At 42.5% G+C, this 24,459-nt stretch carries 24 protein-coding genes; 17 read left to right on the plus strand and 7 right to left on the minus strand.

Annotated elements, in window-relative coordinates:
• Positions 1–338: 338 nt before the first annotated feature.
• Positions 339–2,021 (plus strand): beta strand repeat-containing protein, encoded by a 1,683-nt coding sequence (locus ACU0NF_RS08395; RefSeq protein WP_445660798.1) that lies wholly within the window; start codon positions 339–341, stop codon positions 2,019–2,021.
• 73 nt (positions 2,022–2,094) lie between these two features.
• Here the strand turns inward: ACU0NF_RS08395 and ACU0NF_RS08400 are convergent, their stop codons facing one another.
• Complete coding sequence (locus ACU0NF_RS08400) at positions 2,095–2,859, minus strand: glutathione S-transferase family protein (protein ID WP_445660799.1); 765 nt, start codon at positions 2,857–2,859, stop codon at positions 2,095–2,097.
• Between the two features lie 380 nt (positions 2,860–3,239).
• Here ACU0NF_RS08400 and ACU0NF_RS08405 point away from each other — a divergent pair, with 380 nt between their 5' ends.
• From ACU0NF_RS08405 to ychF, 8 genes are all read left to right on the plus strand, one after another.
• The gene (locus tag ACU0NF_RS08405; RefSeq protein WP_445660800.1) at positions 3,240–4,442 is read left to right on the plus strand and encodes an SfnB family sulfur acquisition oxidoreductase; all 1,203 of its coding nucleotides are present in this window, start codon (positions 3,240–3,242) and stop codon (positions 4,440–4,442) included.
• An 11-nt stretch (positions 4,443–4,453) separates the two neighbouring features.
• On the plus strand, positions 4,454–5,677 hold the full coding sequence (locus tag ACU0NF_RS08410) for an SfnB family sulfur acquisition oxidoreductase (RefSeq protein WP_445660801.1): 1,224 nt from the start codon (positions 4,454–4,456) through the stop codon (positions 5,675–5,677).
• Positions 5,677–7,101, plus strand: coding sequence for an LLM class flavin-dependent oxidoreductase (locus ACU0NF_RS08415; protein WP_445660802.1), 1,425 nt, complete (start codon positions 5,677–5,679; stop codon positions 7,099–7,101). The genes ACU0NF_RS08410 and ACU0NF_RS08415 overlap by 1 nt, the downstream gene beginning before the upstream one ends.
• A gap of 15 nt (positions 7,102–7,116) precedes the next feature.
• The gene (locus tag ACU0NF_RS08420) at positions 7,117–7,947 is read left to right on the plus strand and encodes a MetQ/NlpA family ABC transporter substrate-binding protein (RefSeq protein ID WP_445660803.1); all 831 of its coding nucleotides are present in this window, start codon (positions 7,117–7,119) and stop codon (positions 7,945–7,947) included.
• 4 nt (positions 7,948–7,951) lie between these two features.
• A complete protein-coding gene (locus tag ACU0NF_RS08425; protein ID WP_445660804.1) occupies positions 7,952–8,788 on the plus strand; it encodes a MetQ/NlpA family ABC transporter substrate-binding protein in 837 nt (278 codons plus the stop codon).
• Positions 8,789–8,799: 11 nt separating this feature from the next.
• Positions 8,800–9,870 (plus strand): methionine ABC transporter ATP-binding protein, encoded by a 1,071-nt coding sequence (locus ACU0NF_RS08430; RefSeq protein ID WP_445660805.1) that lies wholly within the window; start codon positions 8,800–8,802, stop codon positions 9,868–9,870.
• Positions 9,851–10,510 (plus strand): methionine ABC transporter permease, encoded by a 660-nt coding sequence (locus ACU0NF_RS08435; RefSeq protein ID WP_131267831.1) that lies wholly within the window; start codon positions 9,851–9,853, stop codon positions 10,508–10,510. Before ACU0NF_RS08430 ends, ACU0NF_RS08435 begins: the two co-directional genes overlap by 20 nt.
• A 112-nt stretch (positions 10,511–10,622) precedes the next feature.
• Positions 10,623–11,714: a redox-regulated ATPase YchF gene (ychF, locus tag ACU0NF_RS08440; protein ID WP_131318705.1), complete on the plus strand. Its 1,092-nt coding sequence runs from the start codon at positions 10,623–10,625 to the stop codon at positions 11,712–11,714.
• A gap of 63 nt (positions 11,715–11,777) precedes the next feature.
• On the opposite strand, the gene ACU0NF_RS08445 is transcribed toward ychF, so the two are convergent.
• Complete coding sequence (locus tag ACU0NF_RS08445; protein WP_131318703.1) at positions 11,778–12,314, minus strand: Mpo1 family 2-hydroxy fatty acid dioxygenase; 537 nt, start codon at positions 12,312–12,314, stop codon at positions 11,778–11,780.
• 96 nt (positions 12,315–12,410) lie between these two features.
• Between ACU0NF_RS08445 and ACU0NF_RS08450 the strand changes: the two genes are divergently transcribed.
• A complete protein-coding gene (locus ACU0NF_RS08450) occupies positions 12,411–13,112 on the plus strand; it encodes a Crp/Fnr family transcriptional regulator (protein WP_131318701.1) in 702 nt (233 codons plus the stop codon).
• A 134-nt stretch (positions 13,113–13,246) separates the two neighbouring features.
• Here the strand turns inward: ACU0NF_RS08450 and ACU0NF_RS08455 are convergent, their stop codons facing one another.
• Together ACU0NF_RS08455 and ACU0NF_RS08460 are read right to left on the minus strand one after the other, a co-directional pair.
• A complete protein-coding gene (locus tag ACU0NF_RS08455; protein WP_445660806.1) occupies positions 13,247–13,405 on the minus strand; it encodes a hypothetical protein in 159 nt (52 codons plus the stop codon).
• A 263-nt stretch (positions 13,406–13,668) separates the two neighbouring features.
• Entirely contained in the window at positions 13,669–14,151 is a 483-nt protein-coding gene (locus tag ACU0NF_RS08460; protein WP_131383702.1) for a hypothetical protein, read from the minus strand.
• A gap of 101 nt (positions 14,152–14,252) precedes the next feature.
• Here ACU0NF_RS08460 and ACU0NF_RS08465 point away from each other — a divergent pair, with 101 nt between their 5' ends.
• From ACU0NF_RS08465 to dapC, 6 genes are all read left to right on the plus strand, one after another.
• Complete coding sequence (locus ACU0NF_RS08465; protein ID WP_284066414.1) at positions 14,253–15,008, plus strand: AzlC family ABC transporter permease; 756 nt, start codon at positions 14,253–14,255, stop codon at positions 15,006–15,008.
• On the plus strand, positions 14,998–15,345 hold the full coding sequence (gene ygaH / locus ACU0NF_RS08470; RefSeq protein WP_284066413.1) for an L-valine transporter subunit YgaH: 348 nt from the start codon (positions 14,998–15,000) through the stop codon (positions 15,343–15,345). The genes ACU0NF_RS08465 and ygaH overlap by 11 nt, the downstream gene beginning before the upstream one ends.
• Positions 15,346–15,445: 100 nt before the next feature.
• Entirely contained in the window at positions 15,446–16,075 is a 630-nt protein-coding gene (locus ACU0NF_RS08475) for a hypothetical protein (protein WP_284066412.1), read from the plus strand.
• Positions 16,076–16,201: 126 nt separating this feature from the next.
• Positions 16,202–17,416, plus strand: a complete 1,215-nt coding sequence (gene purT, locus ACU0NF_RS08480) for a formate-dependent phosphoribosylglycinamide formyltransferase (protein ID WP_445660807.1) — start codon at positions 16,202–16,204, stop codon at positions 17,414–17,416.
• Between the two features lie 30 nt (positions 17,417–17,446).
• Positions 17,447–20,113, plus strand: coding sequence for a [protein-PII] uridylyltransferase (gene glnD / locus ACU0NF_RS08485; protein ID WP_445660808.1), 2,667 nt, complete (start codon positions 17,447–17,449; stop codon positions 20,111–20,113).
• Positions 20,114–20,137: 24 nt separating this feature from the next.
• A complete protein-coding gene (gene dapC / locus ACU0NF_RS08490; protein ID WP_445660809.1) occupies positions 20,138–21,307 on the plus strand; it encodes a succinyldiaminopimelate transaminase in 1,170 nt (389 codons plus the stop codon).
• Between the two features lie 42 nt (positions 21,308–21,349).
• On the opposite strand, the gene ACU0NF_RS08495 is transcribed toward dapC, so the two are convergent.
• The 3 genes from ACU0NF_RS08495 to msrB form a co-directional block, all read right to left on the minus strand.
• Positions 21,350–21,799, minus strand: a complete 450-nt coding sequence (locus tag ACU0NF_RS08495; protein WP_445660810.1) for an energy transducer TonB — start codon at positions 21,797–21,799, stop codon at positions 21,350–21,352.
• A gap of 72 nt (positions 21,800–21,871) precedes the next feature.
• A complete protein-coding gene (locus tag ACU0NF_RS08500; protein WP_445660811.1) occupies positions 21,872–22,354 on the minus strand; it encodes a glutathione peroxidase in 483 nt (160 codons plus the stop codon).
• Positions 22,351–22,770 carry a peptide-methionine (R)-S-oxide reductase MsrB gene (gene msrB, locus ACU0NF_RS08505; protein WP_445660812.1) on the minus strand — a complete coding sequence of 140 codons (420 nt, stop codon included), beginning with the start codon at positions 22,768–22,770 and terminating at the stop codon, positions 22,351–22,353. Before msrB ends, ACU0NF_RS08500 begins: the two co-directional genes overlap by 4 nt.
• A 228-nt stretch (positions 22,771–22,998) precedes the next feature.
• Between msrB and ACU0NF_RS08510 the strand changes: the two genes are divergently transcribed.
• On the plus strand, positions 22,999–24,429 hold the full coding sequence (locus ACU0NF_RS08510; protein WP_445660813.1) for a pyridoxal phosphate-dependent aminotransferase: 1,431 nt from the start codon (positions 22,999–23,001) through the stop codon (positions 24,427–24,429).
• The last annotated feature ends 30 nt before the right edge of the window (positions 24,430–24,459 follow it).

Genomic DNA, 24,459 nt, shown 5'->3' on the forward strand with positions numbered 1-24,459 from the left:
TCTGTTATACAATAATTATTTATTTTCACAAAATTTTAATATTCCGAAAATATTTCCCAAAAGCTTACTCAATTCATAAATAAAATTTTGGTTCATGCTGCGTAAGATTACCACTGGTCATTTAATTATAAAAAATGACCAATGGTATTTTTTATTAAATGTTTATTTTTAAATCATTTAAATTTAGGACTAACTTTAAGATTGAGCTGATCTGTTCGAGTATCCGCATACGATGACCGCCTATCTTTTACATGTGTATAGAAATAGATTAAAAGAAAAGCGCTCTAGCAAAATAAAAACAGCGCATTTAAAAAAAATATATTACACAAGGAATGGTCATGGCTTCTCTACTTCTAAGCTTGATAAAAACCAAGTTGAGTCCTGTCTTAACTGCCGAAACGCAAACTCAAAGCCTATTAGGTGGCTTATTCGGTGGAAGTACATCAGGCACCCTCAGCAATATTATTAGCAATCTGACGGGATCTACTACTCAACCTTCAGTTAGCTCATTATTAAATAACCTCCTCTCTGGAAGTAATCTAAGTACAACAAACCTCAGCACATTATTAAGTCAGTTTTCTGGTTCAAATGCTTCTAGTCTAAATATTCAAAACCTGATCAGCAGTTTGACTCAATCAAATGGCGGTAGTTTTAGTATTGCTCAAATTACTAATCTATTGGATGGGCTGCTGAGTAGCAATAATAGCAAGCTTGATATTGGAGCCATTTCTCAACTGGTCGGTGGCTTGATCGGCGGCAATATCGATATTGCTAAAATCGCACAGCTGGTGGGTGGCTTAATCGGTGGTTCAAGCAATATCGACATTGGTGCGATTGCGGGTGTGGTCGGCAACCTGATTGGCGGCAATGGTGATATAGATATCGCTCAGATTGCTCAACTGGTGGGCGGATTAATCGGTGGTTCGAGTAACATCGACATTGGTGCAATTGCCGGTCTGGTCGGTAACCTGATTGGTGGTAATGGCGATATTGATATCGCTCAGATTGCTCAACTGGTAGGCGGATTAATTGGTGGTTCGAGTAACATCGACATTGGTGCGATTGCCGGTCTGGTCGGTAACCTGATTGGTGGCAATGGCGATATCGATATCGCCCAGATTGCTCAACTGGTCGGTGGTTTAATCGGTGGTTCAAGCAATATCGACATTGGTGCGATTGCCGGTCTGGTCAGTAACCTGATTGGTGGTAATGGCGATATTGATATCGCCCAGATTGCTCAACTGGTCGGTGGACTGATTGGTGGTTCGAGTAACATCGACATTGGTGCGATTGCCGGTCTGGTCGGTAACCTTATTGGCGGTAATGGCGATATTGATATCGCTCAGATTGCTCAACTGGTCGGTGGCTTAATCGGTGGTTCGAGTAACATCGACATTGGTGCAATTGCCGGTCTGGTCGGCAACCTGATTGGCGGTAATGGCGATATCGATATCGCCCAGATTGCTCAACTGGTCGGTGGCTTAATTGGGGGTTCAAGTAACATCGACATTGGTGCAATTGCCGGTCTGGTCGGTAACCTGATTGGCGGTAATGGCGAGATTGATATCGCCCAGATTGCACAGCTGGTCGGTGGACTGATTGGTGGTTCAGGCAATATTGACGTTGCAGCCCTCACCGACTTGCTTGGCAGTTTAAGTGAAGGTGGCTTGAATGGTATGGACTGGAGTGGATTATTGGGTAATCTCAATAATGACAGCAGTCTGGATCTCGGTGGTATTATCGAAGGTATTTCATCTGCTTCAAACAGTTTTGATTTTGGTGGCCTCAGCGAAGATGTGGGTCAATTGACTGGCGACGCCCCAACAGCTTTACTCAGCGTTGCTGATTTATTCCAAGGCAACAGTAGTTTAGGCAACATTGATTTAGGCAATATTGCCCCTGCTATTACTGACTCAACTCAACAAATTTTGGGTAACAGTACGCTGCCAAGTTACGATGCAGCATCTCTACCGCCAGCAAGCCCAAGTTTAGAACTCGAACAGCCGGTTGTATTTGGTTAGGTCGGTTTTATAGCAAGTCATTAAGTGAGCAAAAAAATACGCGCTATAGAGCGCGTATTTTTATAAATCCGGTTTAAACACCACGCCAGTCCACTCGGGCATTGCGTTCAGTTTTATAGACACGCAGCACATATTGCCCAATCGGCAATTCAGTTAAAGTCTCTTTATATTTTTTAAATTCTTCAGACCACACTTCGCCATGCTCTTTTTCCCACGGTGTACCGGGAATTTCCAGAAGTGGAGCGAGCATCGAACAGACAGCAATATCAGCCAGACCTAAACGCTCACCAACAAAATAGCGACCATGATTTTCAATCAGGCGCTGGTTCAGAAGCTCAATTAAAGCATCCATTCGTTGTTTAGACTCAGCCACTTTATCAGCATTCAGTTGGTAGCCTTTTGAAAGCAATGCTTTGATAACCGGTTTTGAATATTTTTCAAATTGACGTAAATAGCCTTTTTCACCAATCAAAATATCGAGTGATTCTTCACTTTGGGATAATGTATGCGCCAAGCCCCAGCGACGCACATGCATCCCCAATTCTGTGGCTTGCTGATTAATTCCTAAAGCCAGCTCGCGCTTTTGTAAATCAGCCCGTAGCAAAGAATGTTCTGGATAAACTTCATCTAGATACAATGCAATTTCAGTTGAATCGGCAATCCAGCGGTCTTGGTCACGTAAAATCGGTAAACGGTTTTGTCCGGTTTTTAATTGTGCAAATGCACGATGCACACCCGGGATCAGATTATGAGCCACATACTCCAACTCTTTATGATCGAGTAACCAGCGAGCTTTCTCACAAAAATGAGATAAAGGAAACTGGTATAAAGTTCGCATAACATCTCCGCAGTTATTTTTTAGTTCAGGTTATAAAAATAACCAACGACCTTAGTCGGATACTTTAGTCACCCTGCCCTATAAATACAATGGACTTTGTATTCAAAAGCGTAAGGACATTACCCATTGCCAGATTGTTTATTTTTATACATATTTTTGTCTTGATTATCTTTAAAGCAGATAAACCCCTAAATTAAAGTCAAAATAAAACACAAACAAAACCAAATCATGTTGATTTTTAAACACTTAACATATTCATTTTGTTTCAAAAACTAGCACTTTTTATCCTAAAGATCATTTTTCATAAGCTTTGCAAAAGCAATTGCTTAATTTTGAATTCGATTACTTGTAGCGTTTCGATATCTATTTAAGGTGTCGTTATGTCTCATTTAATTTCTGACAATGTTCATGTGGTTAAAAATGGCCAAGATGCAATTAATGCAGCATACCAGGTTGCAGATTTTGCTTTGGAAGGTCGTAATGAACGTGATCAAAAACGTCAATTACCCTTTGCTGAAATTGATTTATTCAGTCAAAAAGGCTTGGGCGGAATTCGCATTCCACAAAATTTTGGTGGTGCATTTGTCTCCAATAAAACTTTGGCGCATGTTTTTCGCATTATAAATAAAGCCGATTCCAGCGTGGGGCAAATTCCACAAAACCAGATTGCCCTGCTCAACATGATTAACATTATGGGTACGGAACAACAAAAAACGTTTATTTTTAATGAAATTTTACAAGGCAAACGCTTGGCCAATGGTGGTCCGGAACGCAACACAAAAGATACCAAAACATTAAATACGCTTTTAACCATTGAAGATGGTCATTATTTTCTTGATGGTGAAAAGTTTTATTCTACTGGCAGCAGTTTCGCACACTGGCTCGCAATCAAGGCCATTCACCCTGAAGGTCATGTGGTTTTGGTGGTGGTCAATCATCAAGCGACTGGCGTTGAAGTGATAGATAACTGGAATGGTTTTGGTCAGCGCACCACCTCTAGTGGCACAGTTAAACTCCATCATGTTGAAGTCGATCCATTTTTAATTTTTGATGAACGCCTACTCGGCAATGCACCAAACTATCGGGGTGCTTTCTCACAGCTGATGCAAGTGGCGATTGATGTCGGCATTGCAGAAGCGGCATTTTCCGACACGCTAAGTGCGGTACAGAAAGCCCGTCCGATTGTGGATGCCAATGTCGAAAAAGCCAGCTTTGAACATTACACCCTGCAAGAAGTCGGCAAGTCGAATGTATTACTCGATGCTGCCATCTTGTTACTCGATGAAGCGGCGGAGTATTTAGATGAACTGGATCAACTCGATACAATCACAGATGAACAAGCTGCCAAAGCCTCTATTTTGGTGGCTGAAGCGAAAATTTATGCCAATGATGCTGCACTACACATTTCTGAAAAACTCCTTGAACTCGGCGGCAGCCGTTCAAGTTTAAGTCAACATAATCTGGATCAACATTGGCGCAATGCCCGTGTGCATACCTTACATGACCCGGTACGTTGGAAATTACATGCTTTAGGTGACTATTACCTCAATCATAAACTTCCAGCCCGTCACGCCTGGATTTAAGGAATAAAAACATGACTTCATATCAAGAACTTAGCCAGTCTCAAGCACAACAATTGGCGCATGCACATATTATTCAGTCTGATGCTGAAGCATTGGAAATCGCGCGCACGCTAGCAGAACAGTTTAAATATCATGCTGTGCAACGTGATGCTGAACGTCTTCTGCCCTTTGAAGAAATTGAGGCGTACAGCCAATCCGGCTTATGGGCAATGACTGTGCCGAAACAGTATGGTGGCGCAGAAGTCTCAAGCTATACAGTCGCTCAAGTCATTGCACTCATGAGTGGGGTCGATGGTTCAATTGGACAAATTCCACAAAATCATTTTTATGGCCTAGAAATTTTACGCAATACAGGTACAGAACAACAAAAACAAAAACTGTATGCCGAGGTTTTAAAAGGTGCACGTTTTGGTAATGCATTGGCAGAATTTAAAACCAAAACTGCTGCACAAAAGCAAACTGCAATCAGTCCAGTCGACGGCGGCTTTATCATAAATGGTGAAAAGTTTTATTGCACCGGCAGCTTATTTGCACATCGCATTCCGACCTTGGTCAAAGATGAGCATGGCCGTGAATTCCTGGTTTTTATTCCGCGTCAAAGTGAAGGCCTGGAATTCGTCGATGACTGGTCTGGTTTTGGACAGCGCACCACCGGTAGCGGCACGGTTAAATTCAATCATGTTTTCGTGGAAGCCGATGATGTCATTCCATTCGATACAGCCTATTCACAACCGACCATTTCAGGACCTTTTGCTCAAATCATGCATGCTGCGATTGAAACCGGTATTGCACGTGCTGCATTTGAAGAAACTTTAGTCCGTGTACGTCAAGCACGTCCATGGATTGATTCAGGTATCGATAAAGCCACGGACGATCCGCTCACCCTGTTTGAATTGGGCCGCATCGCTGCCGATGTCCGTGCATCGGAAGTGTTACTGAAACAAGCCGCACGTTCTATTGATGCTGCCAAGCCACAACCGACCGTTGAAAATATTGCCAAAGCTTCAATCGATGTCGCAAAGGTTCGCGCACACAGTACTGAAACAGCATTGAAAGCGTCATCAAAACTGATTGAACTGGCTGGTAGCCGTGGTAGCCAACGTGAAGATGGTCTAGACCGTTTCTGGCGTAATGCTCGTGTACATACCCTGCATGATGCGTCGCGATGGAAATATTATTTCATTGCCAATCACCTGTTAAACGGTGTATTGCCGCCACGTCGGGGGACATTGTAATGACAACAGCCTCAACGCCAAATATAGCGAAGAAAATCCTGCTCAATGCTTTCGACATGAACTGTGTCGGTCATATCAACCATGGCTTATGGACCCATCCACGGGATGAATCACATCGTTTTAATGAACTCAGTTACTGGACGGACTTGGCTAAAACCCTAGAACAAGGCCTTTTTGATGGCTTGTTTATTGCCGACATTACCGGGGTTTATGATGTCTACCAAAATGACATTGAGCTGACTTTAAAAGAGTCTATTCAACTGCCAAGCCATGATCCGACCACCTTAGTTTCAGCTATGGCTGCCGTGACGCAAAATCTAGGTTTTGGCATCACGGTCAATTTAAGCTATGAATCGCCTTATCAATTTGCACGCCGTTTTGCCAGTCTGGATCATCTCACCCAAGGTCGTATCGGCTGGAATATTGTCACCGGTTACTTAGATAGTGCCCAACGGCTGATTGGTGAAAAAGGCTTGAAAGACCACGACCTGCGTTATGAGCAAGCCGAAGAATTTTTACAGCTTTGCTATAAATTCTGGGAAGGTTCCTGGGAAAACGATGCAGTCCTAAAAGACAAGCAGAATCGTACTTTTACCGATCCAGCCAAAGTTCATCCGGTTCAGCATCAAGGTCTGTTTTACCAAAGTCAGGGCGTATTTCAGGTTGCACCTTCAATACAACGCACCCCGGTTTTATTCCAGGCAGGTGCATCCCCTCGTGGTTTAGCATTTGCGACCCAGCATGCAGAAGGCATGTTCATTGGTGGCGATCAACCTGAAAAAATTAAAAAGCAGGTCGATCAAATTCGGAAGCAAGCGACCGAACAAGGACGCGATCCAGAAGCCATTAAAATCTTTGTCGGCATTACTGTGGTGACGGCTGAAACTGATGATCTGGCACAACAAAAACTGGATGAATATATTGCTTATGCCAGTCCTGAAGCGGGTCTCGCCCACTTCTCCAGTTCGGTCGGGATTGATCTGTCTAAATTTGCCGATGACGAAGCGATTCCCTATCAAAAGACCAACAGCATTGCTTCAGTAAACAATAAGTTCAAGGAACAAAAAATCACTAAAAATGATTTAAAAGCACAGCATGTACTCGGTGGACGCTATCCCCTGATTGTCGGCAGTGGTGCAACCGTGGCAAAAAAACTGATTCAACTGATGGATGAAACAGGAATCGATGGTTTTAACCTGACCCGAACCGTTGCACCTGAATCACACCATGATTTTATTCGACTGGTGATTCCTGAATTACAGCAACGTGGCCGTTATAAAACAGCATATGAACACGGCAGTTTAAGACACAAACTTTTTCAGCAAGGCGACCATCTATCTGCCTCACACCCTGTTCAGAAATTTCGATGTCAAAGCTCCGCCTCAACTTCGAATTCCAACTTAAAGCAAAAACAATCCGCATAAATTTTGAGGTGCAACATGGCACAAACAGCGAAAACTAAATTCACCATTATTGGGGTGATTATTGCCGCCGTGATTATTGGACTGGTGGTCTGGAATCAACAAAAGAAATCCGCTTCTGATGAACTGGTGATTGGCATTAGTCCATCCTTTGCCAAGCCTTTACAGGTGGCAGCTACCGAGGCCAAGCAACAAGGTCTAAACGTCAAACTGGTGGAATTTTCCGACTGGAATACGCCCAATATCACTTTGAATCACGGTGATATTGATGCCAACTTCTTCCAGCACCAGCCTTTTTTGGATAATGCGAAAAAAGAAACCGACTTTAAAATCAAGGCATTCGCCAAAGGTGCGGCTACGCATGTCGGTTTGTATTCAAAGAAAATCAAAAGCTTTGATGAGTTAAAAGACAATGCCAAAGTGGTGGTTCCCAATGATCCTGTGAATCAGGGACGCGCCCTATTGCTTTTACAACAGGCAAAACTGATCACACTTAAAAATCCAGAAAACTATTTATCTAGCCTGAAAGACATTGCGACCAACCCTAAAAATCTGCAGTTTGTTGAAGTAGAAGGTCCACAAACGGCACGTGCTATTGATGAGGTCGATCTGGCTTTTGGCTACCCGCACTACTTACGTCTGGCTAAAACCGCCGATCCTGAACAAGCCTTGTTATTTGACTCTAACGCTGACACACGTTATGCCATTTTGTTTGCCGTGCGTGATGATTACCAAGATAAAAATGACAAGCTGAAAAAATTTGTCGAGATCTATCAGAACTCTACAAAAGTGAAACAGGCTCTGGACCAAGACTTTGGTGCCAAACTCTGGTTCCCGGGCTGGAAATAAGATCATGTCAAATACCGTCAAAAACAATACCAAACTTTGGGTCATTACAGCAGTGGTGATTGCGCTGGTGACCGGGCTTGCAGGCTACCGCTGGATCAATAGCAATCAACACAGTAATACCCTAAAAATTGGCATTAGCCCACCCTATGCCGAACTTTTAAGAAGTGTGGCGGGCGATGTCAAAGCCCAAGGCATTGATGTCGAACTGATCGAGTTTTCAGACTGGCAAGCACCCAATGTTGCGGTTCAAAACGGCGATATTGATGCCAACTTTTTTCAGCAGAGTGTGTTCCTGGCCAATGCCGTGCGTGAAACCGGTTATCAGCTGCATGCTTTTGGCAAAGGTTCAGGCAGTCATGTCGGCTTATATTCAAAAAAATATCAGTCGCTGAATCAAATTCCCAATCAGGCCAAAGTGGTGGTGCCGAATGATCCGGTGAACTTATCGCGTGGCTTGACCCTATTGGCCCGTGCAGGTTTGCTCTCGGTAAAAGATGTCAACAATGAATTAACCACACTGCAAGACATCGCCAGCAACCCGAAACAGCTCAAGCTTATTGAAGTTGAAGGCCCACAAACAGCGCACGCCTATAACGAAGCGGACCTGATCATGGGCTTTCCGCATTATTTAAAAATGGCGAAAGTTGCTGACCCCAATTCAGCCCTGATGATTGACCCGGTAGATAAAAAATACGCCATTTTATTTGTGACGCGTAAAGACTATTCAGATCAGGACCAAAAGCTGGCTACCTTTGTAAAAGCATTCCAAAACTCTGCCAAAGTTCGTGAAATTTTGAATGAAGATTTTGGGCAAGGCATGTGGTTTGAAGGCTGGAAATAAGGAGAATAACCATGGTGAGTTTTGGTTCACAAATCGATTTTTCAGTGCCGCATATTCAAATCCGGCACCTGAATAAATTTTATGATGTACAGGACAAACAGGTACATGCCTTAAAGAATATTAATCTGGATATTCCCCAAGGCAAGATTCTGGGCATTATTGGTAAAAGTGGCGCGGGCAAATCCTCCCTGCTTCGCACCTTGAATGGATTGGAACAGGCTAATGAAGGCAGCATTCATATCCATCAACAGGAAATAGCGACATTAAATCATCAGGATTTAATTCAGTTGCGCCAAAAAATTGGCATGATTTTCCAGCATTTTAATTTAATGTCGGCAAAAACCGTTTGGGAAAATGTCGCCCTGCCGTTAAAAATTTCAAACTTTAACAAGGCGGACATTCAACAACGCGTCAATGAAGTACTGGAGCTGGTTGGGCTGAGCGATAAGGCACAACATTATCCGTCACAGCTTTCTGGTGGGCAAAAGCAACGCGTCGGAATTGCCCGCGCCTTGGTCAGCCATCCTGAAATTTTGCTCTGCGATGAAGCCACTTCTGCACTGGATCCAGAAAGTACCTCGGTGGTGCTTTCCCTGCTCAAAGAAATCAATCAGAAACTCGGCATTACCATTGTGCTGATTACCCATGAAATGCAGGTGATCCGTGAAATCTGCGATCAAGTGGTAGTAATTGAGAAAGGCGAAATCGTGGAATCCGGACAGGTCTGGTCAGTATTTTCCAATCCTGAACAACCGATTACCCAAGAGCTACTCAATCTGGAACAACTGGATTTGCCCTTTGCGCTTTATCCTGAAAAGGACAATACGGTTTCACATACTATTTTAAAACTGAAATATGCCAGTGAAGCCAAACATTCTCCTGACCTTGCACAAATTTTAAATCGCTTTGGGCATTCGGTACATTTGTATCAAAGTCACATCGATACCATTCAAAATCATTTGGTCGGCACGTTAATCGTGGGTGTAGCTGATCTAGAGATTGATCTCCAGCAACTCCAACAACAATTAAAAAACCAAATTGCGCATCTAGAGGTATTGGGCTATGCACGACCAACTCATTGATCTTTTGATTACGGGCACCATCGATACCTTATTGATGGTCGGTGTTTCCGCATTTTTTGCCTTGCTGATTGGTTTGCCGATGGCCGTGATTTTGGTCAACACCTCGGAACATGGCATTTATCCCTCGAAAAGCATTAACCAGTCTTTGGGATGGATCGTCAATATTACCCGATCAATCCCCTTCCTGATTTTAATGGTCGCGCTGATTCCACTGACTCGACTTATTGTTGGCACCAGTTATGGCGTATGGGCAGCCGTGGTTCCACTGACCCTTGCCGCGACACCTTTCTTTGCCCGTATAGCCGAAGTCAGTTTGCGCGAAGTCGATCAAGGTTTAATTGAAGCAGCTCAAGCCATGGGCTGTAACCGCAAACAGATTGTCTGGCATGTACTTCTGCCCGAAGCACTGCCCGGTATTGTGGCCGGATTTACCGTAACCTTAGTCACCATGATTAACTCCTCCGCGATTGCCGGTGCCATTGGTGCAGGCGGTTTGGGCGATATTGCCTACCGCTATGGTTATCAGCGTTTTGATATGCAAATCATGCTTGCGGTTATTGTGGTGCTGATTGTTTTGGTCATGCTGATTCAGGCAACGGGCGACACCCTTGCCAACCAGCTGGATAAACGTAAAATTTAAACAATATACATTTCAGTTGTTTTCAATAAACATGAAAGCCATGACCTGACTTTGTGGTGGCTTTCATGTAAAATCAGCCACAATTTTTAAATAATACTTTGTGAGTCATTTCATGGGTTTTAATTGCGGTATTGTCGGCTTGCCGAACGTTGGTAAATCTACACTTTTCAATGCATTGACTAAAGCTGCGATTGCTGCAGAAAACTTCCCCTTCTGTACCATTGAACCAAACACCGGTATCGTACCTGTGCCTGACCTGCGCATGGACAAACTTGCGGAAATCGTTAAACCGCAACGTGTGGTTCCAACTGCAATGGAATTTGTGGATATCGCCGGTTTGGTTGCGGGTGCATCTAAAGGTGAAGGCTTGGGTAACCAGTTCCTTGCCAATATCCGTGAAACCGATGCGATTGCACACGTGGTTCGCTGTTTTGAAGATGAAAACGTAATTCACGTGAATGGTAAGATTGATCCGCTGGATGACATCGCAACCATCAACACTGAACTTGCACTTGCTGACCTTGAAGCAGTTGCAAAAGCCATCACGCGTTTAGCAAAATCTGCAAAAAGTGGCGATAAAGAAGCGATTGCAACCAAAGCGATTTTAGAAAAAATCCAGCCATTATTGGATGAAGGCAAACCGGCTCGCGCAGCTGACCTTGATGATGATGAGCGTAAACTGGTTCGTGGTTTTGGTTTAATGACTTTAAAACCAACCATGTACATTGCCAATGTTGCTGAAGATGGTTTCGAAAACAATCCCCATTTGGATGCTGTTCGTGAACTTGCTGCTGCTGAAAATGCGATTGTGGTTCCACTGTGCAACCAGATTGAAGCTGAAATTTCATTGCTTGAAGATGAAGACCGCGCTGAATTCCTTGAAGCAATGGACATGGAAGAACCTGGTCTGAATGCGGTCATTCGTGCAGGTTATTCACTACTTGGCTTACAAACTTACTTCACTGCAGGTGTACAGGAAGTTCGTGCTTGGACGGTTAAAGTGGGGGCAACCGCTCCTCAAGCTGCTGGCGTAATTCATACTGACTTTGAAAAAGGCTTCATCCGCGCTGAATGTATCGCTTATGATGACTTCGTACAATACAACGGCGAAGCTGGCGCGAAAGAAGCCGGTAAATGGCGTTTAGAAGGTAAAACTTACATCGTTCAAGACGGTGACGTTTTACACTTCCGTTTTAATGTTTAATCGTTAAAACGAAAAAAGCCCCGACTCATTCGGGGCTTTTTTTATGGCTATACACTAATTCAACTAGTTTAAGGCTGAGATCTGCTTGTTATCCATTTTAGCGCGTAACAAATGAGCGTGGTCTAGTATACGTTGCTCTAGGCCTTTACGAAAACCGAGCATGAATACCATTTCCGCCAAAACAAATAATGGGCCGATGGCTAAGCCAATAATATCGTCCATAAATGCCGGTTTTTTCTTTTCATAAAAATGCCCCACAAACTGAAATGCCCATCCTACGACAAAGATGCCAATACTTAAGCTTAGCCAAAGACTGGTATCGAGCTGTGCAATCTTGTAAGCGAATGGATAAGCGATCGCATAGATGACTAGCATGATCAGACCCAAAATGCGGTCTAAACTCAGGTAATATATGCCACTTGCAATCAGGATTACCGACGCTAAGGTCAACTCCATTCCTGACAGCATCACACCTGCTCTTGCGGTTAAACAAACAATGGCAAAGACAATCAAAGGAATGCCCACAAAATGCGTCAAAATGTTTTTATGATCTAGGTGATACGCTGCATACTGGCTGAGCAGCTGTTCTAATTTGGTCATGTTGTTCTTCCTTGTTACACTCATGCTTCGACTATATAAAAAAACCAAAGGCAAAGTTGTCGGCTAAATGACAACTCAGATCAAAAAGGAATTGAAGTGCTATCCTCCGTTTATATTGCTCATTTAGAACAGAACGCATGGTTTTCACAATTGCCTTCAGTGTTTAAGGAATTTATTGTGAGCCATGCGGTGCAACAGCATTTTGCCAAGGAACAAGCTATCTTCCATTCAGGAGATACATTTAATGGCATCTATGCCGTTTTAGAAGGCGCTGTTCGCTTAGGCTATATTGATATTGAAGGCAAAGAATCCGTAGCGGCAATTGTGGAACCGATTATGTGGTTTGGCGAAATCTCACTGGTCGATGCCCAACCTCGCTCGCACGATGCCATCGCCATTCAAAAAAGTCTGATCTTGCATATTCCAAGTCTCGCCATTCACAAACTGCTCGCAGCACATCCGGTTTTTTGGTATCACATTGCGCAATTGACCAGTCAAAAGTTACGTTTTGCTTTTTTAGAACTCATTTCGATTCAGACCCAAAACATGACCCAGCGTTTAGCACAACGCTTAATGTTTATCTTAAATGGCTATGGCAGTCATTTAATGATTGAAACCAACACCATTCATTTGTCCCAAGAACAATTGGCGCAAATGCTGACCTGTTCCAGACAAACCGTGAACCAGGAACTGCAGGCTTTAGAGAAGCAGAATATTTTGCGGCTTTCTTTTCGGAAAATCGAAATTTTGGATCTGGCTAAATTGCATCGAATCGCGCATGCATTTCCAGAGCTTTGAACAAAAAATATTAGATATTAATAATATCTGAATGATTGAAATGCAATACCGTTGCAGTATTTCACTCATCTATAGCTAAGCATGACATACGCATAAAAAGTGAATGTACTGGTCTGCTCATTCATATTTACCGCTTATGAAAGTAACTCACATACATTCACGGCATCAAAACCATTGGTACAAGGTGCAACTTCTTGCTGGATATTTGAAGAAGATGAATGAATCACTTGAACCTGATCTGCAGCATGTGAAGCAAGCGCGGCTGGAACGCTTTGACAAACAGTTAGAGTCAAAACCACACTTATTGATAAAAACACTTTATTAAACATCTTTTTCAGCCTTATTTATTTACTACATGGAAGTTATTTAGATTTTTATCAAAATAATAACAACATTAATGCAATTTATTATACACACATTATCATTTAATGATAATTCTATATATTTATCATGTTATCGTTTTATTCTCTTATTAATTCTTTTTAACTATAAGTAAAAATAAACTTTAAAAAAACTGCATGAAAAAAAACGAGGCATTCGCCTCGTTTCATCTGACTTAAACCCCTTTCTTTTTCGGGTCAGTATTTCCCAGTTCAGGATTATCTATCGCACCCTTGCACTGTTGTTTATCTCGTTCGTAATCTGCTTGCTTTTGTGCCACCGCACTGGATTGGTCGATGCTTTCACGCGCCCATATTTCCAGACTGGTCAATGCTTTACGGCACAAAGCATATTTTCCTTCAGTCACGGAGTCGGTCATTTTGACATTAATACGCCAGTCGGTACTTAACTTGCGGGCAGGTTTACGCACCTGTTCTTCAAGCACATCCAACTGTTTTGCGTACACCAAGCCATCGACTTGATTGATAAACTTCCAGGCTTCATGGGCATACGTGGTTGCATCATTGCTAAGCTTTGGTGCAGCCTTAATTTCAACTTTCTGCTCGGGTTCTTCAGATGGGTTACCACAAGCCTGCAATGCAAAAATACTGCACAGTACAGAAATCATCCCTATTGCACGTGATTTGGACGCAAACATATCCGCTGCCTATACAAACATTTCGGCACTATGCTAGTGAATTCGGGTAGAATACTCAATCATCATTTTCTCCCCTTTGTCTAACTTTTCTTAGGTGTGTCGTGTCTGAGCACAAAATTCCTCCAGTACAAGCTGCTGGTTTTTGGCAAGGCGCTAAAGATAGTCAAGCCATTATTTTTACTTATCTTCCGGTTTCTTTTGCTTTCGGTGTCTCCGCGACACAATTTGGCTTTACCCCTTGGGAAGCCCTGTTTTTATCCTGCTCCATGTATGCCGGTGCCAGCCAGTTTTTAGTGGTGGCTTTACTCGGCAGCGGTACATCCATCTGGATGACAGCGCTTACCGTGATTGCTTTAGATATTCGTCATCTACTCTACGGCCCCGCGCTGCAAAACCTGATTCAAGATAAATTAAACTTAAAAAAGACAGCATTTTGGGCTTGGGGTCTGACCGATGAAGTCTTTGCTTCCGGGATGATTAAACTCTCGCAACGTCGGCAGGAATGGTCAGAGTCCTGGATGCTAGGCGTGAGTCTATTCAGCTGGATGTCTTGGGCTTTAGGTTCGTTCTTGGGTGGATTATTTGCAGATCAGGTCAGCCATTTGCCGCAATTTTTACAAGCCGCATTGGATTTCCTGCTTCCTGCACTGTTCTTAAGTTTCCTGCTTGCTGCATTTGAAAAGAAACATACTTTAATCGTCGCTGTCTGTTTAATTGTTTCAGCCATCGCCTGCTATTTCATTAATTTGTCGGCGGCGATTTTCATTGGAATTTTATCCGGTATTTTGGCAGGCTTATTTAAGCACTATATTTTGAAACAACACGATGATGAATTTGGAGAAGCGCGTGAATCTTGAAATTATTCTGGTGGGCATCATCGTCGGGATTGCCAATTTTGCATCGCGGTTTGGTCCTTTTTATGTCATTCAAAAACATCAGCAAAACTCTCAAAAGCGTGGTTCAGTCTGGATCAAAATTGCCTTAGGCAGTATTGGTATTGCTGCAATTAGTTCGATGCTGGTGGTTGCTACCCTTCCACCGCTGATGGAAACGCCGAATAAAAGCTTTGCCATGCTGATCGGTTTTTTAACCTTAACCGGGCTGTATTTTAAGTTTAAGCAGATTGTACCTGCGACTTTAACAGCGGCCGTGACTTATGGTTTGATTTATACTTATCTGCCCTTTCACTTTTAAAAAATTAAAAATTCATCTTAAGATAAACAAAGGCTTATGCTAATTTGAGTGTATAAGCCTTTTATATTGAATATAAAAACAAAAAGAAGGATCATCTTGCATGTTTGAATCCAAACAGCTTATTGAAGGGAAAATCTTTATTCATCAACGGCGGGATGAACCATTACCATATTCCCGATACAGCTTTCCTGCGTGTTATTTTGAATGCTTTATTAATGCTCAGAACTTTGCTGGTCATTTTATAGAAGTACATGCTGAACCAGCAGATTTAGTCCAGGCCATTTATTTTGAAAATAATGGCAAAAATCAGATTATTGCCATGCTGAATCAGACCCAGCAGATCGTACACTTGCATCCGCAGAATCTGATATTTGGCTACTGGAGTTTTAAACATCGTGTATTACCGAATGCACTTCAATTGTTTGGCTTTCTATTTGCACTGCTTTTTCTACTCTTTTCCCTTGCAGCATTTTCTGTCGGTCATTTCCAGTTGGGCAAGGTGCTGCAGGATGCCTTAATGCTTTGTCTGATGGGGCTTGGATTATTCACCCTTGGCTTCATCCTTCCTTTTGCCGTTCCATATCTCTGCTGGCAACGCTATAAAACAATGAAACTCCTAAGCTGGCTGGATTTAAGCCAGCATCAAATTTTAGAAATGGAAAAACTGAACCCGCAAAACCGTATTTATCATTTAAACCCTGTTCCAGATCGGTTCAAGCAATCTGCCTGATTTAAGATGTAAATCTCTATAAACTTTATAAATAAAATTGTTGGACAATATCATTATTTTATGTGAATCCAGGCTTAATCCTCCAATCAGTTCTGCTATGCTAAAAGCCCATAAAATCAAGCATGGATGATTTACATGAGCGTGACTATTGGTACTCCCCTTCAAGCTTCTGCATTTAAAGTTTTGCTCTTAGGCTCAGGAGAGTTGGGTAAAGAAGTGGTGATTTCGCTACAACGTCTGGGTGTGGAAGTTCACGCTGCAGACCGTTATGATCACGCACCTGCCATGCAAGTTGCCCATTATTCTTATACTTTAAATATGGCAGATGCCGAAGAACTTAAACAACTGATCGAACAAGTTAAACCCAATTTAATTATTCCTGAAATTGAAGCGATTGCGACTCAGGTTTTGGTCGATATCGAAGAACAAAATATTGCCACCGTTATTCCTTCAGCCAAAGCAGTCAACCTGACCATGAACCGTGAAGGAATCCGTCGTTTGGCAGCTGAAGAACTGGGCCTACCAACTTCTGCTTATCGTTTTGCCGACTCGATTGAGTCTTTCCGTGCTGCTTGCGATGACATTGGCTATCCAAATTTTGTTAAACCGGTGATGTCCTCTTCAGGTAAAGGTCAATCTCGCGTTAAAAGCTTTGATGAAGTCGATGCCGCTTGGGAATATGCCCAAACTGGCGGTCGTGTGAATCAAGGCAAAGTCATTGTGGAATCACAAATTGATTTCGACTTTGAAATTACCTTACTGACAGTTCGCGCTAAAAATGCAGAAACGGGTGAAATCGAAACTCAATACTGCGACCCGATCGGACATCGTCAAAATGCTGGCGATTATGTCGAAAGCTGGCAGCCTCAAGCTATGACTCCAGCAGCTTTAGAGGAATCTAAACGGATTGCACATAAAGTAACAGCAGCCTTGGGCGGTTGCGGTATTTTCGGAGTCGAACTGTTTGTCAAAGGCGATAAAGTATGGTTTAGTGAAGTATCACCACGTCCGCATGATACGGGGCTTGTGACACTTGCATCGCAATTCCAGAGCGAATTTGAACTGCACGCACGTGCCATTTTAGGCCTGCCTGTGAATACAACACGCCATAGCGTTGCAGCAAGTGCAGTTATTTATGCGGGTGTTGATGATCACAATCTGTCTTTTTCTGGCTTAAATCTTGCTTTATCTAATCCGGATACAGATTTACGCCTTTTTGGTAAACCCGAAGGTTTTAAACGTCGTCGCATGGGTGTTGCAACGGCACGTGCTGAAACAACCGATCAGGCACGTGAACTCGCACTACACACGGCGACTCAAGTCAGTGTTCAGCAAAACTAAACCTGTCACCTTATTTACGGACCCCTGTTCATGATCAATACCTCTCCACTGTTAAATTACGTTAAAAGTAACCATGACATTCAAGCGATCAATCAATGGCGCACAGATGTTGAAAAGCAGCTTCAGGAAGGTTTTGAAAATGGACAGTCGATTCGTGAAGTCATTTCGGCCCGATCCAATTTGATTGATGAAGCCTTACAGTTTCTCTGGAAACATGCCGAACTGGATCAGACCGATTTAGGTTTATTTGCTGTTGGCGGTTATGGTCGTCGGGAAATGTTGCCGTACTCTGATGTCGACATCATGATTTTATCGGAAGATGAGATCACACCCGATCAGGAAAAACTGATTTCAACCTTTATCTCATCATTATGGGACGTGGGTAATTTCAAACCGGGCATTAGTGTACGTACCATTTCCCAATGTGTAGAACAGGCCACCAGTGATTTAACCGTTGCCACCGCCCTGATTGAGTCACGCCTGATTATTGGCAATCCACATTTAGCCAAATGGCCGCGCCGGATCGTGTCACAAACCTGGACAGACAAGACTTTTTTTGATGCCAAAATGGATGAGCAGGCACGACGCCATGCTCAACATAACAATACCGAAAGTAATCTCGAACCGGATATTAAAAATGCCCCGGGCGGTATTCGTGACATCAACCAAATTGGCTGGATTGCAAAACGCCATTTCCGCGTCAACCGTATTTATGACCTGGTGCATTTAGGTTTTATTTCAGATTTTGAACTTGGTGTTTTAGAAGAAGCGGAAAGTTTCCTGTGGGAAATTCGCCATCATTTACACCGCTTAACCAAACGCGATGAAAACCGTTTATTGTTCGATTATCAACGCGATATTGCAGCCCTGTTCGGCTACACCCGTGAAGAACATCATTCACAAAACTATCCAATCGAACAATTCATGAAGCGTTATTATCGTAGCGCGCAGCAAGTATCCACACTGAATGAAATGCTGCTGGCTTACTTTAATGAATCAGTGATTACGCCACGTTTGCCCAACTATGAACGCAAAATTGAAGAAATCAACGCAAACTTCAAGCTGGTGGATGGCAAACTTGCGGTACAGCATCACAAAATTTTCTCGGAACGCCCAAGCGCAATTCTAGAAATCTTCTATTTATTGGCCAATCGTCCGGAAATTGAAGGTATTCGTGCACGTACCTTGCGTCTTCTGATTCTTGCTGCAAAACGCATTGATCAAAGCTATCGGGATAATCCTGAACATCAAGCCCTGTTTATGGCAATCATTCGCTCACCGCATCGTCTTTATGAGACGCTCGTTGCGATGAAACGATATAGTGTTTTGGGTAATTATATTCCTGCATTTGGCCAGATTATGGGTCTGATGCAATATGACCTATTCCATATTTATACTGTAGATGCACATACCTTACTTTTACTGCGCAATTTAAACCGCTTTAAAGAACCCGAATTTGCCAAAGATTTCCCTGTGGTGAGTTCAGTGTTCCAGCGTCTGGCACGTCGCGATATTGTCTATTTGGCCGCTTTGTTCCATGACATTGCCAAAGGTCGTGGCGGGGATCACAGTGAACTGGGTGCAGAAGATGCAATCAAGTTCTGTCGCAAACATGGCTTTACCGAGCGTGAATGCAACCTGGTCGCATGGCTGATTCAAAGTCATTTGCTCATGTCCATGACTGCGCAGAAAAAAGATATTTCCGATCCAGACGTGGTGCAAGCCTTCGCTGAAAAACTCGGTGATATGGAACATCTGGATTATCTGTACACATTAACTGTTGCAGATATTAACGCGACCAATCCGAAACTCTGGAATACCTGGCGTTCATCGCTGATGCGCCAGCTTTATACCCATGCCCGTGATGTGATTCGCACCGGTCTTGGGCGTCCTGTCGATTATCAAATGCTGATTGAAGACACCAAATTTGCTGCCAGTGAACTGCTGGTCAATGACTTCTCTCTCTATGATGTCGAAACCATTTGGCAGGAACTGGGCGATGAATATTTCATTAAAGAATCGGCAGATGAAATTGCCTGGCATACCCGTGCCATCTTGCAACATGGCAACAACACTGAACCTTTGGTGTTAATGCGTGCCCATCGCCAATTTGCCCAGGATGCAGTGCAGATCTTTATTTACACTCAAGATCAGCCCAATTTATTTGCCACCACCGTTGCTGTATTTGACCGGATGAATCTGGATGTTCAAGATGCGCGAATTATTACTGCAAGCACTGCATTTAGTTTAGATACTTATGTGGTTCTCGACCGTTTTGGTACCTTGCTGACCGACCCTGAACGCGAAGAGACCGTGATTGAAGCTTTGGTCAAAGCCCTCAGTCAATCAGATAAATATCCGGGTTTAATGCAACGTCGTATTCCACGCCAGTTACGCCATTTCGATATTGAAAATACCGTCGACATTACCCTGAATGCTGCGTTACAGCAAAACATGGTGGAAATAGCAACGCTTGACCATCCCGGTTTACTGGCAAAAATAGGCGGTCTATTTATGATGCAAGGTTTGGATATTCACTCTGCTAGAATTGCAACGCTGGGTGAACGCGCAGAAGATATTTTCTTTGTCACTAAAAAAGATGGCATTCCAATGTCCGATTCAGAAGCTGCAACTTTTGCTGTGCAATTAAAATCAGCACTCGATGAAGCCTCGAATCAAGTCTCTGGACAACATTAACTTAAATTAAGCGGTATCGATTTCATGAACTCAAGTTTGTCATTATTGCACCCCTATCCTTTTGAAAAGTTAAATAAACTTTTTCAGGATATTACACCTGCCGATTTACCACTCATTCCATTATCGATTGGTGAACCGAAGCATCCTGCACCAGAGTTTGTAAAACAAGCAATTATTGACAACTTTAAGCATTTATCGACTTACCCGAACAGTAAAGGTTTGCCAGAGCTGCGCCAAAGCATTGCTAACTGGCTGACCCGTCGTTTCAAGCTGAACAGTATGAGTGCTGAAAGCAATGTTCTTCCTGTTTCAGGAACACGTGAAGCAATCTTCTCTTTTGTTCAAGCTTTGGTGAACCGTGAAGATGCGCCGTATGTGGTAATGCCAAACCCTTTTTATCAAATTTATGAAGGTGCAACTTTGCTTGCCGGTGCAAAACCGTATTTCATTAACTGTACCGAAGAAAACAATTACCTCGGTGATTTTGATGCCGTGCCTGCGGAAGTCTGGGAAAAAACAGCATTACTGTTTGTCTGCACACCAGGCAATCCAACCGGTGCGGTATTGTCTAAACAACAGTTCAAGAAATTGATTGAACTTTCCGACAAATATGACTTTGTGATTGCTTCAGATGAATGTTATTCAGAACTCTGGTTTGATGAAGCACCAGTCGGCTTACTGGAAGTCTGCGCTGAGATTGGACGTGATGACTATAAAAACTGTGTTGTGTTCCACTCACTTTCTAAACGCTCAAACTTGCCGGGCATGCGTTCAGGTTTTGTTGCTGGTGATGCAGCCTTACTTAAGCCTTATTTGCAATATCGTACTTATCATGGTGCAGCAATGCCGGTTCAACATCAGCTGGCGTCTATTGCTGCTTGGGACGATGAAGTACATGTGGAAGAAAACCGTAAACTTTATCGGGCTAAGTTTGATCTGTTCCAAAAAGAACTGGGTCATTTACTGCCACTCAAAAAACCAGATGCAGGTTTTTATTACTGGTTAAAAGTCGACAATGATGAAGCATTTGCCAAAATGCTGATGGAAAAAGCGCATATTAAAGTGCTTCCTGGACGTTACCTGTCGCGTGATACCGAACAAGGCAATCCGGGTGAAAACCATGTGCGTTTAGCCTTGGTTGCGGATATTGCCCAATGTGAAGAAGCAATTCAGCGCCTAAAAGCCATTCTCTAATCTATTAAGTAATATAATCTGATTCATAATAATCCACTGTTTTTACAGTGGATTATTTATTTCCAGTTCATGAATTAAGCTGTAAGTGATATTTCGGTCAACCATTGCAATAGATTCAAGTTTTGCCTGCATTAACGCATCAATCACTTTAGCATCCAGTACTTTTGAGCCTGTACTTTTCAATATTTCGACTTTGGCAATTATTCCGCTACTGGCTATCACGGTCATTTTCACTTTTACTGGTGATTGAGCAGCCTTTAATTCTGTTGCCGTAAAATTAAATTTTGGCGGAATTAACCAATTGACCTCATAACTTTTCTTCAGCAGTTTTGGATCAATCTTATAATCCAATGCTGACGGCACATAGTTTTTTTGTGGCGTAGTTAAATCTTGCAACAATGCATCAATTTTTTGATCATTTGCAAATACTGGGTTTGGCGTACTCACCAATACCAAAGCAGTTAAACTAGGGAAAAATTGCTTTTTTGACATTCGCCTACACAATATAAATGAATTAAGGGCGATCCATGGATCGCCCTATATATTTTTCCAAATCAGAAAAAATTACTTGGCTAAAGCCGCTTGCACTTCACTTTCCAGGTCTTCAGGCTTGGTGGTTGGTGCAAAACGGTTTAACACTTTGCCATCTTTACCAATCAAGAATTTGGTGAAATTCCATTTGATCCCATTGCCTAGAATTCCTTTGCTGTTATTGGTCAAATAACGGAATAAAATATGCGCTTCTGAACCTTTAACATCGACCTTTGAAAACATCGGAAAGGTTACGCCATAATTTTTTTGGCAGTAAGCCCCGATTTGATCATTGGATCCGGGGTCTTGTCCGCCAAACTGGTTACAGGGAAATCCCAAAACCTCCAAGCCTTGATCTTTGTATTTCTCATACAACTTTTCAAGACCTGCAAACTGGGGGGTAAAACCGCATTTACTGGCAGTATTTACAATCAATAAAACTTTGCCTTCATAATCAGCAAATGATTTATTTTTTCCATCTAACAACTCAGCCTCAAACTGATAAATGTTGGTCATGGATAGGTTTCCTCGTCATTTTTTTCTTGTGTTTTTAATTCTAATGAAGCTGAATTTACGCAATAGCGTAACCCTGTTGGCTGTGGACCATCTTCAAAAACATGGCCTAAATGTGCGCCACAATGATGACAAACAATTTCTGTTCTCACCATACCGTGTGTCGTATCAGTATGTTCTTCAATTGCAGAATTATTTAAGGCTTTATAGAAACTTGGCCAACCACAGCCACTATCGTATTTTGTTTCTGAGCTAAATAACGGCTCACCACAACAACGGCAGACATAAGTACCATCTTGTTTTGTGTTCCAGTATTTACCTGTAAATGCAGGCTCTGTTCCCTTTTGACGTGTAATACGGAACTCTTCAGGTGATAACTCTCTTTGCCATTCTCGGTCTGATTTATTGAGTTTTCCCATGGCTACGTACCTTCTTTCTTGCTATTTAAAATAAAATAATCCTATATTTACGTCATTCATATTTAAATTTCTAGTCTTTCATTAACATTTTACAAAAGACCTATAATTTCCCTAAAAAGCAAAAAGTAAGCAATAGTTAAAAATAGAGTGAGCAGTTTATTTAAGAAATGCTTTTTTGTGAGCAAATTTAGTGTTAATCTTTGTCATAAGCTTGCTCAGGATTAAAAAATGTCGCAAAAAAAGAGCGTTATTTTTAAAAATTTGCTTCCTTTGATTAAACAGTATCAACAGGCAGGATTTACGCACGAAAAAATTGTTGCTTTACTTCGGGATGAACACAATCTTGATTTAGTAACAACTGAGACATTTAAAAGTTATTTATATCGTTATGCAAAAGTGACCTCCACTCCTTCCGAGAACATCAAAATGCCGAACACTTTCCAAACCCCTCGCGAAATTAAGAAATCGTCTAAGCTCGAGCATGTATGCTACGACATTCGCGGACCTGTGTTACGAGCGGCCAATGAAATGGAAGAAGCCGGTCACAAAATTATTAAACTTAATATCGGTAATCCCGCCTCATTCGGCTTTGAAGCGCCACAAGAAATTATTAATGATGTGGCTTTAAACTTACCCAATGCCGTGGGTTATACAGACTCGAAAGGGATTTTCCCTGCGCGTAAAGCGATTTGTCAGTATTACCAGCAAAAAGGCATTTTGAATATGCAGGTCAATGATGTGTATATCGGTAATGGCGTGTCTGAACTGATTGTCATGGCAATGCAAGGCTTGCTGGATGATGGCGATGAAATGCTGGTTCCAATGCCGGATTATCCTTTATGGACTGCTGCGGTAAACTTGTCGGGTGGTACAGCCATTCACTATAAATGTGATGAAGAAAACTACTGGTATCCTGACATTGCGGATATGGAAAGCAAAATCACCCCAAATACACGTGGTATCGTGATTATCAATCCAAATAACCCAACTGGTTCTGTTTATCCACGTCATGTGCTTGAGCAAATTGTTGCTTTAGCGAAAAAATATGACCTAATTTTGTTCGCTGACGAAATTTACGACAAAATTATTTATGATGGCATTGAGCATGTTTCTGTTGCTGCACTTGCCGGTGACCAGTTATGTATTTCATTCAATGGCTTGTCTAAAGCGTACCGTATTGCAGGTTACCGTTCAGGCTGGATGGCCATTACCGGTGATAAATCACGTGCGCTAGACTATATTGAAGGTTTGGACATGCTCGCTTCGATGCGTCTATGTGCCAACCATCAGGCGCAATACGCAATTCAAACTGCTTTAGGCGGTTACCAGTCGATTAATGACCTGATCCGTCCGGGTGGTCGTTTATATGAACAACGCAATATTGCCTGGGAAATGTTAAATGAGATTCCGGGTGTATCTTGTGTAAAACCTGAAGGTGCCATGTACTGTTTCCCTAAATTGGACCCGGAAATTTATCCAATTGAAGATGATGAAAAATTCATGCTCGACTTGTTGCGTGCTGAAAAAGTGTTACTGGTGCAAGGAACCGGTTTTAACTGGCCGACTCCGGATCATTTCCGTGTGGTGTTCTTGCCTGCCGAAAATGAATTACGTGAAGCGATTACTCGTTTAGGTCGTTTCTTGGCAAAAATGCGTTAATTTCAAATATTAAAAAACCGCGTTTTATAA

Source organism: Acinetobacter sp. F16, from assembly GCF_052712855.1.

Coding starts and splice junctions, on each gene's coding strand:
- ACU0NF_RS08395 (WP_445660798.1), top strand. CDS start 339: ATGGCTTCTCTACTTCTAAGCTTGATAAAAACCAAGTTGAGTCCTGTC.
- ACU0NF_RS08400 (WP_445660799.1), bottom strand. CDS start 2,859: ATGCGAACTTTATACCAGTTTCCTTTATCTCATTTTTGTGAGAAAGCT.
- ACU0NF_RS08405 (WP_445660800.1), top strand. CDS start 3,240: ATGTCTCATTTAATTTCTGACAATGTTCATGTGGTTAAAAATGGCCAA.
- ACU0NF_RS08410 (WP_445660801.1), top strand. CDS start 4,454: ATGACTTCATATCAAGAACTTAGCCAGTCTCAAGCACAACAATTGGCG.
- ACU0NF_RS08415 (WP_445660802.1), top strand. CDS start 5,677: ATGACAACAGCCTCAACGCCAAATATAGCGAAGAAAATCCTGCTCAAT.
- ACU0NF_RS08420 (WP_445660803.1), top strand. CDS start 7,117: ATGGCACAAACAGCGAAAACTAAATTCACCATTATTGGGGTGATTATT.
- ACU0NF_RS08425 (WP_445660804.1), top strand. CDS start 7,952: ATGTCAAATACCGTCAAAAACAATACCAAACTTTGGGTCATTACAGCA.
- ACU0NF_RS08430 (WP_445660805.1), top strand. CDS start 8,800: ATGGTGAGTTTTGGTTCACAAATCGATTTTTCAGTGCCGCATATTCAA.
- ACU0NF_RS08435 (WP_131267831.1), top strand. CDS start 9,851: ATGCACGACCAACTCATTGATCTTTTGATTACGGGCACCATCGATACC.
- ychF (WP_131318705.1), top strand. CDS start 10,623: ATGGGTTTTAATTGCGGTATTGTCGGCTTGCCGAACGTTGGTAAATCT.
- ACU0NF_RS08445 (WP_131318703.1), bottom strand. CDS start 12,314: ATGACCAAATTAGAACAGCTGCTCAGCCAGTATGCAGCGTATCACCTA.
- ACU0NF_RS08460 (WP_131383702.1), bottom strand. CDS start 14,151: ATGTTTGCGTCCAAATCACGTGCAATAGGGATGATTTCTGTACTGTGC.
- ACU0NF_RS08475 (WP_284066412.1), top strand. CDS start 15,446: ATGTTTGAATCCAAACAGCTTATTGAAGGGAAAATCTTTATTCATCAA.
- purT (WP_445660807.1), top strand. CDS start 16,202: ATGATTTACATGAGCGTGACTATTGGTACTCCCCTTCAAGCTTCTGCA.
- glnD (WP_445660808.1), top strand. CDS start 17,447: ATGATCAATACCTCTCCACTGTTAAATTACGTTAAAAGTAACCATGAC.
- dapC (WP_445660809.1), top strand. CDS start 20,138: ATGAACTCAAGTTTGTCATTATTGCACCCCTATCCTTTTGAAAAGTTA.
- ACU0NF_RS08495 (WP_445660810.1), bottom strand. CDS start 21,799: ATGTCAAAAAAGCAATTTTTCCCTAGTTTAACTGCTTTGGTATTGGTG.
- ACU0NF_RS08500 (WP_445660811.1), bottom strand. CDS start 22,354: ATGACCAACATTTATCAGTTTGAGGCTGAGTTGTTAGATGGAAAAAAT.
- msrB (WP_445660812.1), bottom strand. CDS start 22,770: ATGGGAAAACTCAATAAATCAGACCGAGAATGGCAAAGAGAGTTATCA.
- ACU0NF_RS08510 (WP_445660813.1), top strand. CDS start 22,999: ATGTCGCAAAAAAAGAGCGTTATTTTTAAAAATTTGCTTCCTTTGATT.